The organism is Winogradskyella psychrotolerans RS-3 (assembly GCF_000427335.1).
Lineage (GTDB): Bacteria > Bacteroidota > Bacteroidia > Flavobacteriales > Flavobacteriaceae > Winogradskyella > Winogradskyella psychrotolerans.
Window position 1 is genome coordinate 1 of sequence record NZ_ATMR01000034.1, and the last position, 15,367, is coordinate 15,367.

The window sequence follows — 15,367 nt, forward strand, 5'->3', positions numbered from 1 at the left end:
TTAGTAGAGCTTTTTTTTTATTACTAATGACTAATTATAGTTTAGCAAATAAGGTATTTAAAGATTTAAAGTCTTTTCGCTTAAAATCAGTGTTATCTCTTTTATTAATATAATTTATCAAATCTTTTTTAGGTCCCGATGTCCAAAAATCATCAATGCTAACGAGTGTATTGTTCTCTTTTATATAAACATCATTTATAATTTTAGAATCGTAAGGTGCTTCTATTAAATCATAAATTGCAGAATCCTCATCTTTTATATAGAGTTCACGAAACAACTTATCATAACCTTCAATAGCTACAAATTTGGTTGCTGTAGTTTCACCTTTGTGTGCATTAAATAACGTCACTGAACTTACATCTTCATTAGGAATATAGATACAACCGTCATCAGTACTTAGTATCACTGCGTAGTGTTGATTATCAATGTGATTTAAACTAACAAAACCATTTATAGTTTCATTATTTTTCATGGTAATTTCACCATCATAAAAATCATGATCTAAATTGGAATAGAAAAATAATTGCTGGTTGAATAGGTCTAAATTTTCATCTTGAGCTAAAGCTTTAGTATTGAATGCTAAAAAACCTAATAGAACAAAAAAGCTGAGATTAATTTTTGAAGTCATAATGTGGTGTTTTAAAGTTAAACTACTAAAACATATTCAACAATTATTCCAAACTAGTTAATCTTCATCAAATACTACACTTTGATATGCACCAGCATCTGGAGAAGCAGATCTACTTTTTTCTAAGATATCATTAGGAACTTGAGAAGCAAAAGCAGAAAGTCCAATGCCGTTTGCTCCAGAATCGGCACCAATACGCATCATATTCTCAGAAGAATTCTCAAAATCTGGTTGTTCATTAAATACATTGCCAACATAAAATGATTCATCGTCAAAATCGTAATTACCATTGCCTTGAAGATCGTTGTTATCGAATCGTAGTAAGCAATTTGTAAATTTATAATTGAATATATCTCCTTCATTTTCTAGTAAAAACTCAGGGTTATCATTACCATAAATGATACAGTTATTAAAGTTTGCTTCTATTAAATCATTGGTGAAAACAGCATTGTTTTCATCAACAATAAAATCATTTAAAAGTAGGGCAGGGAATTGCCTAAAACTATTATTCCAGTAATTAGCAATGGTACAATGTGTAAAATTGTATTTTCCACCATACGTTCCTGCAAAAGAAGATTGTCCAGCATTATTAATAACCAGGTTTTCTGCGCGTATAGAAGTCGCACGTCCTAATATTCCATAACTACTTACATTATAGATTTGAGAATTCCTTATCGTTAATTTATTGTTTGTAGCATTTTGATCACCTTCAGACAATACACCAATAGTCGCATTTTTTATAGTGGCGTAATTAATGGTGTTGTTTTCACTTCCATTAAACAACCAAATGGTGCCCCATTGACCAGGAATATCTTCGTAAAGTGGTTCTAAACGATCGCCTTCTAAAATAACTTCATTTTCTAAAGTCTCTTGGTCTGTACTTAATGCACCATTTATATTTAAGGATCCATTGTTAGTTACAATAATTCCAGAATCCGCATGAAAGTGCACACGTGCTCCGGCCTCCATAGTTAAGGTTTTACCTGCACCAACGCCTGCGTAACCATAAATAACATATGGTTTTTCATTAGTAAAGGTTAGTTCATCATCCGCAAGAAAACGACCTTGTAATGTGGTTTCGTCTGGTGTGCCATCTCCATCAACATCAAAACTTAGCGTTTCAACAATACCAGTCACAGCATCTTTACTTGGGTAAATAAAAACAGCATCTTTAACTAAGGTTACAACATCGATATCTTGTTGATTATTTCCAGAATCGAAAAGAATTTTATCCGTATATAAAAACTGATTTTCTAAACCTCCTAAAGTTGAAATATCAATTGTAGTTTCAATAAAAATAAACAAACTGTCTTTTGCTAATAATTCTACATCTTCAAAGAATTTACCTTCTTGAGCACCTTCTAATCCTGTAGTGCCATCAATATTCATTCTGTAACGTGAATTCACACCATTTTCGAATTGTATGGTCGGAATTACAATATCGTCATCACTGCGATTATAAACTTTAAGGTTATATGTGCTAGAACCAATATTTGTAAAAACAGTATCTAAATAAATGGTGTCTTTTGCAAACTCTAGTTGGCCTTTGCTTGGAGTAAATTCAAAATCGTTACGACAAGAACTCCAAAAAATTAAAATTCCGAAACAGAGAAAAAATGATAGCAATCGCTTCATAAGTAATAAATATAATTAAGGCTTAAAAATATAACTTTTGAAGTTAGGATTTATTATAGTTGCCTATAAATATATGAAGATTATCATTCCTGCGAAAGCAGGAATCCACTCGTTAATATATGAGATTCCTGCCTTGTCATCAATGTGAGCTGTTAATCTTTATTTTTCTTAACGCTCTTTTCGCCATATTCATCCAATAGTATTAAGAATAGCTGACTATTTACCACTAGCTCTTCTAAGAATTGCATTTTGTTTTCTTCTTTAAGAAGTTTAGAACTCATTTGCTTGGCATCGCAAAAATCAAAAAATAGATATTTCCTGTCTTCCGGAATTTTTAAATTATCAGTTATTAATTGTGTATTAAAAAATGAACTAGTAGTAAATAAGGAGTCCATTTGCGTATAGGTAATCGGTTGATACGTTGGTGCGATGTACTTATCCTTCTTTTTTAGAAGATTAGCAACTAAGTCAATAATAGCAAAGAGATCTGGACCGTAAGCAGATGCTGCAGGTTTGTATTTTTCTGGATGATTTTTTATGTCTTCCTGAATGATATTTTTAAGTTCCGTATTGTATGTTTCTTCTACAAAAACGGGTTGTTCTGGTGCTGCTTTTACTTCAACTTCATCGAGTTCTGTGAGTATTTCTTTAAGTTCAAAAACGGCTGTGCCATCAAAATGATACGCTTGTAAGGCAATAGTTTTTGGGTGATAGAATACGGACTCAATAGAAATGGTATCTGTCACTTTAGCTTCGAGGCTAAAATTACCGTTGTTATTTGTTACCGTAACCCGGTTTTGTGTTTTATTGAAAACTTTTACATTTTTAACGGTTCCGCTAGCATCATATACTTTTCCATTTAAAGTTTGAGAAAAGTGTAAGAGAGGTAGACCTAATAAAAAGAATAGAATAGTAATTTTACGCATACTTGATTTGATTGATGCGTTAAAGTAAAGTGATTAAGTTGAAAGCAATCTGCGTTTTAAAAAAACTTTAACCTAATAAAATGTTAATTAAAAAGCTCACCAATTTCTGGAGGTATACGCGTAGGACGCTGTGTTTTAGAATCCATCAGACACCATTTTGCTTTAGAGCTTACAATCAATTGTTGGGTTTTGACATTGGTAATTTCGACATGTCTTATAGTACTAACACCTGCAACTTTTGGAACATACGTCTTTAATAAAAGTTGGTCTCCAAGCAAAGCCGGACTTTTATACTCTATATAATGATTCACCAAAAACCAAGAATAGGTTTCTAAAATATCTTTTGTAGCATAGGCGAGCCAATGGTCCTTAGCAATATCTTGAACCCATTGCACATAGCGTACATTGTTTACATGGTTAAGATCATCTATATCATCTTCAGTAACGGTAATGGTTTTTTCGAATACGTGCACAGTGCTATTATTGTTTCATTATTTTAACCTCAAAAAGCTTGTCCCAGTTTTTTCCTGTTACAAAAATAGTTTTGCGTTCTGGGTGGTAAGCAATACCGTTTAAAACATCTAATTCAGGATGTTGTGTGACTAGTTTTCTTAAAGGTTTAAAGTCTATAACACCTTCAACTCCTCCTGTTGTTGGGTTAATGATAAGGACACCATTACGTTGGTAAATATTGGCGAAAATCTTTCCGTCAATCCATTCCATTTCATTTAAGTTCGCGATGACACCTTTTTCAGTATAGACTTCAATATGGCCTTTTTCGCTAAGATCATCAGGATTTAAAAAATAGATTTTCTCTGTACCATCAGATTTATAAAGTGTTTCACCATCATTACAAATGCCCCATCCTTCCTTACTCGTTTGATAATTAAATGTTTTTACCTTTTCAAAAGTATTCACATCGTACACAAAGCCTATTTTTGCTTGCCATGTTAATTGGTAGATGTTATCATTTAAAATGGTTAAGCCTTCTCCAAAATATTGGTCTTCTAAGTTGATGTTTTTTAAGACTTCGCCAGTTTCAAAATTTAGCTTTCTAAGTTTCGATTCTTTTCGCTGACCTGTGCTTTCATATAATTCACCATTGTAAAATTCCAAACCTTGCGTATAAGATGTAATATCGTGAGGGTAGGTGTTTATAACTTCATACTTGTAATAAGAAGGAATTATGTTATTAAAAACCTGAATAGATTTAGTAATTGTTTCCGTTTTATCTTCAAAATTAACTATTGCAGTGATTTCTTTTTTACCTAAAGTAATCTGATCTAAAACATCATTACTTTCAATCGGTTTACCATTTAGCTGATAACTTACGTTAGTGATCTCTAAATTCTTGGGATTATCTATTGAAAGCTTCAGTGTATCACCAAGCATTAAAGATTTTACCGATGTATTTATCGATAAACTTGAAATTTTTGAAGCATTTGTTTCACCGCAATTGGATAAAATTAAGCTTAAAGATAAGAGAATGAAATATTTAGAAATATGCATAATGTCTGTTTGAATTTTTAGCAAGTTATTAAATAAAATTCAGTTTAAAAATCATTGCGTAAGTATTAAAAGATTGTATCTTTGCACCTGGCAAGTCCTACACAACCAGCTCCTGTTGAACCCTCCAGGGCGGGAACGCAGCAAAGGTAAATGGTCGTAGCGGTGTGATGTAGGTAGCTTGCCTTTTTTTGTGCCCTAAAGTCAAATCTTGAACGCCTCGGCGAATCGAGATTTTTTCAGTTTATATAGGTTCTAATCGCGGTTAGCCTAGTCTTAAAAGGTCTACTAATTTCAGAATTTGTATTTTCGACATTATAATTTATAAAACAGTATGTCTAAAGTTGTATTAATAACAGGTGGTTCTTCAGGAATAGGAAAATCTGTTGGTGAATTTCTTCAAACCAAAGGATTTAAAGTTTATGGCACAAGCAGGAATCCTGATCGGTATCCGAATAGTAAATTTCCTATTGTAGCGTTAGATGTTACAAAGCCTGAAACGATTTCTAATTGTGTTGCAGAATTATTAACATACGAATCTCGAATAGATGTACTCTTAAATAATGCAGGTGCAGGTATTACTGGACCTATAGAAGAGATTCCTGATGCAGAAATTAAACGCAATTTTGAAACTAATTTATTTGGCCCCATAAATATGATTAAGGCTGTTTTGCCTACGATGAGACAGCAAAATTCTGGCTTAATTATTAATGTGACCTCAATTGCAGGTTATATGGGATTACCATATAGAGGAGTTTATAGCGCTAGTAAAGGAGCATTGGAGCTAATTACCGAAGCCTTTAGAATGGAATTGAAAGGGTTTCATATTAATATGACCAATGTTGCTCCTGGTGATTTTGCTACTAATATAGCTGCTGGACGTTATCATGCGCCTGCTTTAGAAGATTCTCCTTACAAAGCAACCTACGGAAAAACTTTGGGTATGATGGACGAGCATGTGGATAGTGGTAGTGATCCTAAACAAATGGCAGAAGCGATTTATAAAATCATTCAGACTAAAAATCCGAAAATCCATTATAAGGTTGGAGCCTTTATGCAAAAGTTTTCAATTGTTTTAAAACGCATACTTCCAGATTCAACTTACGAGAAGTTATTGATGAATCATTATAAGTTGTAGGTATTGTGGTACATTATTTGAGGTGTAAAACCAAATCAACCAGAATGAAACGCTTTAAAATTCTTCCTATTGTAGTTTGTTTTTATGCTTTGGATGCGAAGATATTATAGAGTGTATAATTAACAAAAGACCCGAAATACCTAATAAATCTTTTGGTGTCGGTTATGTTAATAATTACTATTACGAAGAGTTGACTTCAGAAATTAAAAATGAGCCTAACGACGATGATTATGGCTATACCTATGAAATCTATGGAGACTTACCAGATGGTTTAGAGACATTCACTAATTTTAGAACATTATCGATAGAAGGAACAGCACGGACTTCAGGAACTTTTACATTTAAGGTTTATCTCTATGTTGATCCACCTGAGTATTATGATGAAGATTCTGAGCAATACGAAGATTCTTTGTGTGCCTATTCTACTTCAAAAGAGTTTACTATAATTGTCAATTAGAGGTTTTTGTTAATATATTCTGAAAAATCATTTCTTTAAATGTGAGCTTAAAGTTGTAAATTCGCCACAACTAAAAACACAATAATTCAAAATCATATTACATGAAATTTTTTATCGATACAGCAAACCTAGAGCAGATTAAAGACGCTCAAGATATGGGTATTTTAGATGGTGTTACAACAAACCCATCATTAATGGCTAAAGAAGGCATTACAGGAACAGATAATATTATGAAGCATTATGTGGATATCTGTAATATTGTAGAAGGTGATGTTTCTGCAGAAGTCATATCTACAGATTTTGAAGGCATGGTAAGGGAAGGTGAGGCCTTAGCAGAATTGCACGATCAGATTGTGGTAAAATTACCAATGATTAAAGATGGCATTAAGGCTTGTAAGTATTTTTCGGATAGGGGAATTAAAACAAACGTAACCTTAGTATTCTCTCCTGGTCAGGCATTATTAGCGGCTAAAGCAGGTGCAACATATGTATCTCCTTTTATTGGTCGTTTAGATGATATCTCTACAGATGGTTTAAACCTTATCGCTGAGATTCGTCATATCTATGATAACTATTCTTTTGAAACTCAAATATTAGCAGCTTCTGTACGTCATACAATGCACGTTATAGATTGCGCTAAATTGGGTGCAGACGTTATGACAGGACCTTTAAGTTCTATCACCGGATTACTTAGACATCCATTAACAGATAGTGGTTTAGAAAAGTTCTTAGCAGATTATAAGAAAGGAAATTAAATAAATTTCTACAACAGTTTTAAAGAGCATCTTGTTTTACAATAAGATGCTTTTGTTGTAATAACTCCTCAAGGGTTTCGTTAAACTCAGAGTTGAAGATGTTAGCATTAGGATGTAAAATGATACCATTTTCATCAACAATAATACACTTGTTTAAATAATTGACGGCTAAAGTTTTACGTGCTGCTTTTGAATTCTTAAATTTAAATTCATTAATCGTAGGGAAGTTATAGTTCTCAATAATATTCTTCCAGAATTTATCATTATTGTCATTCACATTAATAGAGATAAAATCAGTCTGAGGAAAATTCGCTTTCAACTTGTCTACCATATAATGACTATTTTTATATTGCGATTTAGAATTAGAAGACCAGAAATATATAATCGTAGGTTTTGTAATAATCGAATTTATAAAATGTTCTGTGTCATTATAATTTACAATAGAAATGTTAGGCAACGGATTACCTTGACGTAGCAATTTTAAAGAAGATACTAAATCATTCATGTATAATTTATCCTCCTCGTTAGTGCTTTTTTCTAAGTAATAATTAAGCACTTCATTGGCTTCATCTTCAGTGTGATTATAGCTGATATATTCTCGTGCTTTATATTTTAATAAATTATTTTTAATAATTGGATCTGAAATAATACTATCAATTAAATCTAATTTAGACTTATTGTAATCCATCGCATGTCTATTAAACTTACTATGATAAGCGTTATTCTTATAATAATCGTGAATAGCCAGATTATCTATATGAGAAAATAAGAATCGATTATAAGCAAAGAACCGACTTAAATGTGTGGCATTGTAATCGATATTTTTTCTATGTCCGAAAAAGCCTTCTGGTAAATCTTTAATGTGAATTAATTTATTGTTGCCAAAATAAGCGAATGGATAAATTTCTTTGTCAGCATAGGCATTGTAGTTAATATTGGCTTCTATAATAGATTTGAAGAATTCTGATTCTTCATTTCGAATTAAAAATTGGTGAAACTCATTTAATTGCATTTGTCGTCTGTTTTCAACAAATTCATTAAAAACTTCAGGTTCCATCTTAGAATATTTCACTAATTGTTTCGCTTCTTTTTCATTAGATAAATAGGTCTTAAGAAGGTAGTTGTTCTTTTTGGCACCGTTTCCTGTAAATACTAAAGACTCATCAAAATCATAAGTATTTAGTCTAAACATTATACTATCATTAGGCTCTAACAATAACATTTGGTATTCGCCACCATGAGTTAAAGAGTATAACCCCGGATGAAGATTATCTATTTTAAAAATAAATCGATTATTAGTATCTAAAGTAATAGAATCTAAAACCTGCCCATTAGTATTATAGAGTATAACACTATTGTTTTTAGGATTGATAATTTCACCACCAATATAGGCATAGTCACTAGTGTTTCCACCTTTGAATTGACATCCAAAAATAGTTGATAACAAGGCAACAGTAAGAACTATACGGAGGGTTTGCATGTAGAATTTATAATAGTTTAGAAAACAAAAATATAGGATGCTTTACGCATCTGCTGTTAATACCTCGTTAAATCTTACGAGTAAGTCTTATAATTTCAATGAAATGCATAAATCTTAGATATGTTGCAGCTCGTTAGCTTTATTATTAGAGCCTTCAATAGCTTGAGTTGAGTTCTGTTTTTGAACCTAAGTACAGAAATGAGATTCAGAATCATCTTTCAATTTAAATTTTACCACTTTTTTAAGATTCATAATGCCGTAAAATAGCAGATTTTGCGTTTAATTTTCTACTTTTGCAATCTCAAAAATTCGCCTTCATTTATAATAAGGTTAATAGATTAAAATTTAAAGACATGTTATCAGTTTCTAATCTTTCAGTTCAATTTGGAAAACGCATACTTTTTGATGAAGTAAGCACCACATTTAATAATGGTAATTGCTATGGTATTATTGGTGCCAATGGTGCCGGAAAATCTACATTTTTAAAGATTATAGCAGACAAAATGGATCCAACATCAGGAAGTGTTCATTTAGAGCCAGGTAAACGTATGTCTGTTTTAGAGCAGAATCACAATTTACATGATGAAGACACTGTTTTAGAAACGATCTTAAAAGGAAATAAACCTTTATATAAATTAAAATCTCAGTTGGATGCACTTTATGCAGATTACACAGATGAAAATGCTGAGAAAATAGGAGAGCTTCAAGTGCAGTTTGAGGAAATGAACGGTTGGAATGCAGATAGTGATGCTGCTGCGATGTTATCAAACTTAGGGATTAAGGAAGATTACCACTATACCTTAATGAAGGATTTAGATGGTAAGCAAAAAGTACGTGTCTTATTAGCACAAGCTTTATTCGGAAATCCAGATTTGTTAATCATGGATGAGCCTACCAATGATTTAGATTACGAAACAATCTCTTGGTTAGAAAATTTCTTAGCAAATTATGAAAGCTGCGTCATTGTAGTATCTCACGATAGACACTTTTTAGATTCAGTTTGTACACATATTTCGGATATCGATTTCGGGAAAATCAATCATTTCTCCGGTAACTATACTTTCTGGTATGAGTCGTCTCAATTAGCGGCAAGACAACATGCACAACAGAATAAAAAGGCTGAAGAAAAGAAAAAAGAATTAGAAGATTTTATTCGTCGTTTCTCTGCTAACGTTGCTAAATCTAAGCAAGCAACGAGTAGAAAGAAGATGATTGAAAAGTTAAATATTTCAGACATTAAACGCTCTAGTCGTCGTTATCCTGCAATTATTTTTGAACGCGATCGCGAAGCAGGAGATCAGATCTTGAATGTTCAAGGTTTATCAGCAAGTTTAGAAAATGAGGTGTTATTTAGCAATATTGACATCAACTTAAATAAAGGTGATAAAGTAGTCGTGTACTCTAAAGATTCTAGAGCAACAACAGCTTTTTATCAGATACTAAATGGTAAAGAACAAGCAGATTCAGGTAAGTTTGATTGGGGTGTGACTACAACGCAATCGTATTTACCATTAGACAATAGCGAATTCTTTAATAATAAACTATCATTAGTAGATTGGTTACGCCAGTGGGCAACAACTGAAGAAGAACGTGAAGAAGTTCACATTCGTGGATTCCTTGGGAAAATGATTTTCAGTGGTGAGGAAGCTTTAAAAACATCAGATGTTTTATCTGGAGGTGAAAAAGTACGTTGTATGCTAAGTCGTATGATGATGATGAGAGCTAACGTATTAATGTTAGACGAACCGACCAACCACTTAGATTTAGAAAGTATTACAGCATTTAATAATTCGCTAACAAACTTTAAAGGAACAATCATGTTAACAACACATGATCATGAGTTTGCGCAAACTGTTGGTAATAGAATTATAGAATTAACACCAAATGGAGTTATTGATCGTTACATGACGTTTGATGAGTACATGAGTGATAAAAAGATAAAAGAACAACGTGAAAAGATGTATGGCGTAAACGCTTAAGCAATCTTTTTAATTTTAAATAAAAATGCTGATATTGAAAAATATCAGCATTTTTTTGTTTTAACACGAAGTGTCTATTAATAAAATAAGAATTGTAAAATCCAAACTAATTGTTTCAGCTAGTGAATTACAATTTTGAGTGATTGCTTCTTATAATTAAGAAGCAGCTTCCATTTCAGCCTTCACTCTATTCACAATAACCATGGCTTTATCTAACTCCTCATTATGAACATAAAGGTCTTGAAACCCCTGGTTCATAGAAGCATAGCCTGCTAAACGTTGCGATTCTCCTTCGTCTTTAATAATTGGGATAATGCCAACATGTTCTAACTCATCTTTAACTCGTGTAACTAAAATAAAATTTCCGTAGTAAACTTTGGTATATTCTGTAGTGCTCATAATGATATGTTTTAATTGATAAATAAAAGTTACGAAATTTTCTCGATAGTATTTACTAAATAAATCATAATTTTATTCGCATTAACTATGGTGTTTTGTTTTTGTATAGTTTTTAGCTATCAAAAAATAAATTAAAAAAATGTGTATCTTATGCCTAAAAGTGCATAAAGGCATAATTTTATAAAAATTAAAACACATAAAACTTGTAATACATGGAAAAAAATCCGCACTCAAACGACGCTCCCCAAGGCAAAAATTTCGATATTAACGAAAGCTCATCTAAATGTCCTTACTTAAGTGGCACTACTAAACACACTGCTGGAGGTGGTGTTGAAAATAGAGATTGGTGGCCAAACGAATTAAAACTTAATATTTTACGTCAAAATGCAACGAAGTCTAATCCTATGGGAGATGATTTTAATTATGCAGAAGCGTTTAATAGTTTAGATTTTGAAGCGCTTAAAAAAGATGTTACTGATTTAATGACGGACTCACAAGATTGGTGGCCTGCAGATTATGGGCATTACGGAGGCTTAATGATTAGAATGGCGTGGCATAGTGCAGGAACTTACAGAGTTGGAGATGGAAGAGGTGGAGCAGGAGCCGGAAACCAACGTTTTGCACCTATTAATAGTTGGCCAGATAATGGAAATTTAGATAAAGCCAGATTATTATTATGGCCTATTAAGCAGAAATATGGTAACAAAATTTCTTGGGCAGATTTAATGATTCTCGCAGGAAACTGTGCCTTAGAATCTATGGGTTTTCCAACGTTTGGTTATGCAGGAGGACGAGAAGATGTATGGGAACCAGAACAAGATACGTATTGGGGAAGTGAAACCGTTTGGGGAGAAAATGAAGCACGTTATGAAGATGGTGATCTAGAAGATCCGTTAGCAGCGGTAATGATGGGATGGATTTATGTAAACCCAGAAGGTCCAAATGGAAATCCAGATCCGATGGGTTCTGCAAAAGATGTGAGACAGACATTTGCAAGAATGGCAATGAATGATGAAGAAACTGTAGCGCTTGTCGCCGGTGGACATACCTTTGGTAAAGCACATGGTGCGGCAGATCCTAATGATTATGTTGGTAAAGAGCCACATGGAGCCCCTATTGAAGAAATGAGTACAGGGTGGAAGAATTCATTTGGGACGGGTGTTTTAGATGATACTATTACTAGTGGAATAGAAGGAGCATGGACACCAAACCCGACACGTTGGGATAATGAGTATTTTGATGTCTTATTAAATTATGACTGGGAATTAACTAAAAGTCCGGCAGGAGCACACCAATGGAAGCCAACAGCAGCTTCTAATGCTAAAAGAGCACCAAAAGCAGGCGATGCTAATGCTACACAAGGATTAATGATGACTACGGCAGATATTGCACTTAAAGTAGATCCTATTTATTTAGAGATTTCTAAACGTTTTCATGCAGATCATAAAGCCTTTGAAGATGCCTTTGCTCGTGCATGGTACAAATTAACGCACAGAGATATGGGACCAATTTCTCGTTATTTAGGTCCTGAAATTCCTAAAGAAGAATTGTTATGGCAAGATCCTGTACCAACAGTAGATTATTCGTTAAGCGATGCTGATGTGTCTACATTAAAATGTTTGATAGCGGATTCTGGATTAACGATTTCTCAAATGGTGACTACAGCTTGGGCGTCTGCATCAACTTACAGAGGTTCTGATAAGAGAGGTGGAGCTAATGGTTCGCGTTTACGTTTAGAACCACAACGCAGTTGGGAGGTTAATAATCCTACGGAATTAAATAAAGTATTAGCCATTTTAGAGCGTATTAAAGCTGATTTTAGTGGAGACGTGTCTATAGCTGATTTAATTGTGTTAGCAGGAAATGTTGGAGTAGAGCAAGCCGCGAAGAATGCAGGTGTTACTGTTTCTTTAAGTTTTGCTGATGGTAGAGGAGATGCTACACAAGAACAAACGGATATTGAGGCTTTCGATTATTTAGAACCTTTAGCGGATGGTTTTAGAAATTACATTAAGTCAGATTTAAAAATAGCCGCTGAAGATTTATTAATCGATCGTGCTAACTTATTGACGTTATCAGTGCCTGAAATGACTGTTTTAGTAGGTGGTTTACGTGTATTAGGTGCTAATTATGATGGTTCAACTAATGGCGTGTTTACTGATACGGTTGGTCATTTAACCAATGATTTCTTTAAGACTATTCTTGATTTTACTTACACATGGAAAGCAACGTCAGAAGATGATCGCTTTTTTGAAGGTCGTAACCGTAAAACAGGTGCTGTAAAATTTAGAGGTACACGTGCCGATTTAATTTTTGGATCTAATACCGAATTAAGAGCTATTGCCGAAGTGTACGGAGCCAACGATGGCCAAGAGCGCTTTGTTAAAGATTTCGTTGCAGCTTGGACTAAAGTGATGCACTTAGATCGTTTTGATTTAAAATAATTAAAAGAATTAATAAAAAAGCGTAAAGAGGAGTGAGCTTAAAAAACTCATTCCTTTTTATTTAAAAAAAGAAAAATCATGAGAGATATTGATGTGTTTTTCGAGGCTATTCGTTCTGGAGATAAAGATAGACTAGAAGCCTTAATACATATAAACCCTAAATTAATTAGCGAAAAAGATGCTCGTGGATTTACTCCGCTCATTCTAGCAACTTATTTTGATAATGACGTAGCCACACATGTTCTTATTGAGAATAAGGCTGATCTTAATGCTAAAGATGCATCAGGAAATACCGCTTTAATCGGTGTTAGTTTTAAAGGGAATGTTGCCTTAGCGACAACTTTATTAGAACAGGGATCCGATATTAATGCTGTAAATAACAACGGCATCACGGCTCTGACATTTGCGACGCAATACAATAAAATTGATATTGTAAAATTGCTTTTAGAACATAAAGCAGATACTAACATTAAAGATAATGACGGTAAAACAGCTTTAGATTATGCGAAGGACAAACAGTATCATGAGATTGCTACGCTCTTAGGGTAACATATTCTTAATACAATTAAAAACTGAGTTCAAAATTAGCTTATCAAGGCTTTTTTTTAACTCAGTTTTTTTGTTTTAGATACAATTCAATTTTAATGCTTACTGAAATTGTTATTATTGTATAACGCTATTGGATGTCCTAAACAACCAAATCTCCAATAGGTAATTAATCCATTACAAACTTAAATCCTGCTGTAATAATACTTGAAGAAAAAGAGGTGTCTCTATCATATTGATAGAATTTTAAATCAATACTTTTTAGTCCAAATTTCCAGATATGCGCCTTTGTAAAAATATCGGTGTACGAGACACCGAAACCAAATTGGTTGGCAGAATATTCAGAAAGATCATAATCCGACGTATAAAACTCATCGGTAGATAAGGCCGTTTCATAAGGTTCAAAATAATCGGCTGCTGTTTGATTATAGAATCTGTAAGATGGATATAACGTAAATTTATCTGTAATTTTTATGGGCACTTCAATACTAGCCGTGTGTGAATTTATACCCCAATCATCAAAATAATAGCGATAGAATGTTCTGACGGTAACCGTTTCATTTAAATACCAGTTTAAGCGACCACCAACAGCCACTTTAAATCTTGAATCAGGTAATCTTTCATTCGCATCAGCCAATTGAAAATCATCAATAAACGAATCCGCTACATCATCAAAATACACGCGTTGAAATGGTGTAGATAATAAACCTTCTTGCTGTACAAAGTCTAAAGCTAACGATCCTTGTACGTTTTTATGAAGAATTTGAGAGAATCCAAATCCTAAGGCATAAGAATTACGTCCTTCATCTTGAAACTCATTAAATATAGGATTATAATTTGGGTTGCCTGTAATTGTGTTTTCTGTAAACAAGCGATTATTTATCCCATTGCCATTGTTTCCAAAAGGTCTTAATTCAGTAGGATAGATAGCATTCCAGGTATCCAGATAAACATTAGCGTTTACGCTTACTTCAGTATTCTTCTCGTTGAATAGTTTCGTGTAGCTTCCTCCAACTCCAGCAGAAAAATAATCGTATTCAGAGGATACCGATGCTTTTGCAGACCAAATATCATTTCTATCGTCCGAGCTATGCGTATAACTACCGGTTAAATTTGCCCAAAGATCGCTACTTGAGGCTCCAGATGAGGCTTGAAATGGATCTGCTGTACCATCATCAAAAGGATCAATATTACTTGATGACGCTGACGTATACGCTGAAACTCCTGCATCAATAGTTAATACGTCATCATCATTTAAAGGGATGGACACCACAAAGGTTCCTGTAACATCTGTTAATTCTTCTGTTCCAATACCTCCACTAACTGCAGCATTATCTCCATCTTGAGCATAGTAACTGGTTAAAAAATCTACTTCTGTAGTTTCTAACACACGTTTTTTATACACTTTGGTGGAGTCTTGCGCATAGGATTTAGCCAAGGCAAATACACATACTATTAAAATTATCTTTTTCAA

General features: G+C 33.3%; 14 protein-coding genes and 1 other RNA gene. 7 read left to right on the forward strand and 8 right to left on the reverse strand.

The window, feature by feature from the left end; all coding sequences use genetic code 11:
* Nucleotides 1-34: 34 nt before the first annotated feature.
* The 5 genes from ADIWIN_RS02320 to ADIWIN_RS02340 form a co-directional block, all read right to left on the reverse strand.
* Nucleotides 35-628 carry a hypothetical protein gene (locus ADIWIN_RS02320; protein WP_020894772.1) on the reverse strand — a complete coding sequence of 198 codons (594 nt, stop codon included), beginning with the start codon at nt 626-628 and terminating at the stop codon, nt 35-37.
* 57 nt (nt 629-685) lie between these two features.
* Complete coding sequence (locus ADIWIN_RS02325) at nt 686-2,263, reverse strand: right-handed parallel beta-helix repeat-containing protein (RefSeq protein WP_020894773.1); 1,578 nt, start codon at nt 2,261-2,263, stop codon at nt 686-688.
* 152 nt (nt 2,264-2,415) lie between these two features.
* Entirely contained in the window at nt 2,416-3,189 is a 774-nt protein-coding gene (locus tag ADIWIN_RS02330; RefSeq protein WP_020894774.1) for a carboxypeptidase-like regulatory domain-containing protein, read from the reverse strand.
* Between the two features lie 83 nt (nt 3,190-3,272).
* A complete protein-coding gene (locus tag ADIWIN_RS02335) occupies nt 3,273-3,662 on the reverse strand; it encodes an acyl-CoA thioesterase (protein WP_020894775.1) in 390 nt (129 codons plus the stop codon).
* 7 nt (nt 3,663-3,669) lie between these two features.
* The gene (locus tag ADIWIN_RS02340) at nt 3,670-4,698 is read right to left on the reverse strand and encodes a glutaminyl-peptide cyclotransferase (RefSeq protein ID WP_040756405.1); all 1,029 of its coding nucleotides are present in this window, start codon (nt 4,696-4,698) and stop codon (nt 3,670-3,672) included.
* Between the two features lie 88 nt (nt 4,699-4,786).
* Here ADIWIN_RS02340 and ffs point away from each other — a divergent pair.
* The 4 genes from ffs to fsa all read left to right on the forward strand — a co-directional run bounded on the left by ffs (nt 4,787) and on the right by fsa (nt 7,045).
* Nucleotides 4,787-4,885, forward strand: an RNA gene (ffs, locus tag ADIWIN_RS19885) — signal recognition particle sRNA small type.
* A gap of 144 nt (nt 4,886-5,029) precedes the next feature.
* A complete protein-coding gene (locus tag ADIWIN_RS02345) occupies nt 5,030-5,833 on the forward strand; it encodes an SDR family oxidoreductase (protein ID WP_020894778.1) in 804 nt (267 codons plus the stop codon).
* A 76-nt stretch (nt 5,834-5,909) separates the two neighbouring features.
* Nucleotides 5,910-6,290: a hypothetical protein gene (locus tag ADIWIN_RS02350; RefSeq protein ID WP_040756354.1), complete on the forward strand. Its 381-nt coding sequence runs from the start codon at nt 5,910-5,912 to the stop codon at nt 6,288-6,290.
* Nucleotides 6,291-6,391: 101 nt separating this feature from the next.
* On the forward strand, nt 6,392-7,045 hold the full coding sequence (gene fsa / locus ADIWIN_RS02355; protein ID WP_020894780.1) for a fructose-6-phosphate aldolase: 654 nt from the start codon (nt 6,392-6,394) through the stop codon (nt 7,043-7,045).
* A 19-nt stretch (nt 7,046-7,064) separates the two neighbouring features.
* Here fsa and ADIWIN_RS02360 read toward each other — a convergent pair whose 3' ends face one another.
* Entirely contained in the window at nt 7,065-8,525 is a 1,461-nt protein-coding gene (locus tag ADIWIN_RS02360) for a TlpA family protein disulfide reductase (protein ID WP_020894781.1), read from the reverse strand.
* A 353-nt stretch (nt 8,526-8,878) separates the two neighbouring features.
* Here ADIWIN_RS02360 and ADIWIN_RS02365 point away from each other — a divergent pair, with 353 nt between their 5' ends.
* Nucleotides 8,879-10,504 carry an ABC-F family ATP-binding cassette domain-containing protein gene (locus tag ADIWIN_RS02365; protein WP_040756408.1) on the forward strand — a complete coding sequence of 542 codons (1,626 nt, stop codon included), beginning with the start codon at nt 8,879-8,881 and terminating at the stop codon, nt 10,502-10,504.
* Nucleotides 10,505-10,660: 156 nt separating this feature from the next.
* Here the strand turns inward: ADIWIN_RS02365 and ADIWIN_RS02370 are convergent, their stop codons facing one another.
* Complete coding sequence (locus ADIWIN_RS02370) at nt 10,661-10,903, reverse strand: putative signal transducing protein (RefSeq protein WP_020894783.1); 243 nt, start codon at nt 10,901-10,903, stop codon at nt 10,661-10,663.
* A 212-nt stretch (nt 10,904-11,115) separates the two neighbouring features.
* Between ADIWIN_RS02370 and katG the strand changes: the two genes are divergently transcribed.
* Together katG and ADIWIN_RS02380 are read left to right on the forward strand one after the other, a co-directional pair.
* On the forward strand, nt 11,116-13,347 hold the full coding sequence (katG, locus tag ADIWIN_RS02375; protein ID WP_020894784.1) for a catalase/peroxidase HPI: 2,232 nt from the start codon (nt 11,116-11,118) through the stop codon (nt 13,345-13,347).
* Between the two features lie 78 nt (nt 13,348-13,425).
* Nucleotides 13,426-13,896 (forward strand): ankyrin repeat domain-containing protein, encoded by a 471-nt coding sequence (locus tag ADIWIN_RS02380; protein ID WP_020894785.1) that lies wholly within the window; start codon nt 13,426-13,428, stop codon nt 13,894-13,896.
* Between the two features lie 166 nt (nt 13,897-14,062).
* Here the strand turns inward: ADIWIN_RS02380 and ADIWIN_RS02385 are convergent, their stop codons facing one another.
* Complete coding sequence (locus ADIWIN_RS02385) at nt 14,063-15,358, reverse strand: DUF3570 domain-containing protein (RefSeq protein WP_438874648.1); 1,296 nt, start codon at nt 15,356-15,358, stop codon at nt 14,063-14,065.
* Nucleotides 15,359-15,367: the final 9 nt, after the last annotated feature.

Bases quoted from the DNA above. Each gene is read 5' to 3' on its own strand.
- ADIWIN_RS02330 (WP_020894774.1), bottom strand. From the start codon at position 3,189: ATGCGTAAAATTACTATTCTATTCTTTTTATTAGGTCTACCTCTCTTA.
- ADIWIN_RS02360 (WP_020894781.1), bottom strand. From the start codon at position 8,525: ATGCAAACCCTCCGTATAGTTCTTACTGTTGCCTTGTTATCAACTATT.
- ADIWIN_RS02325 (WP_020894773.1), bottom strand. From the start codon at position 2,263: ATGAAGCGATTGCTATCATTTTTTCTCTGTTTCGGAATTTTAATTTTT.
- ADIWIN_RS02340 (WP_040756405.1), bottom strand. From the start codon at position 4,698: ATGCATATTTCTAAATATTTCATTCTCTTATCTTTAAGCTTAATTTTA.
- ADIWIN_RS02320 (WP_020894772.1), bottom strand. From the start codon at position 628: ATGACTTCAAAAATTAATCTCAGCTTTTTTGTTCTATTAGGTTTTTTA.
- katG (WP_020894784.1), top strand. From the start codon at position 11,116: ATGGAAAAAAATCCGCACTCAAACGACGCTCCCCAAGGCAAAAATTTC.
- ADIWIN_RS02370 (WP_020894783.1), bottom strand. From the start codon at position 10,903: ATGAGCACTACAGAATATACCAAAGTTTACTACGGAAATTTTATTTTA.
- fsa (WP_020894780.1), top strand. From the start codon at position 6,392: ATGAAATTTTTTATCGATACAGCAAACCTAGAGCAGATTAAAGACGCT.
- ADIWIN_RS02380 (WP_020894785.1), top strand. From the start codon at position 13,426: ATGAGAGATATTGATGTGTTTTTCGAGGCTATTCGTTCTGGAGATAAA.
- ADIWIN_RS02345 (WP_020894778.1), top strand. From the start codon at position 5,030: ATGTCTAAAGTTGTATTAATAACAGGTGGTTCTTCAGGAATAGGAAAA.
- ADIWIN_RS02365 (WP_040756408.1), top strand. From the start codon at position 8,879: ATGTTATCAGTTTCTAATCTTTCAGTTCAATTTGGAAAACGCATACTT.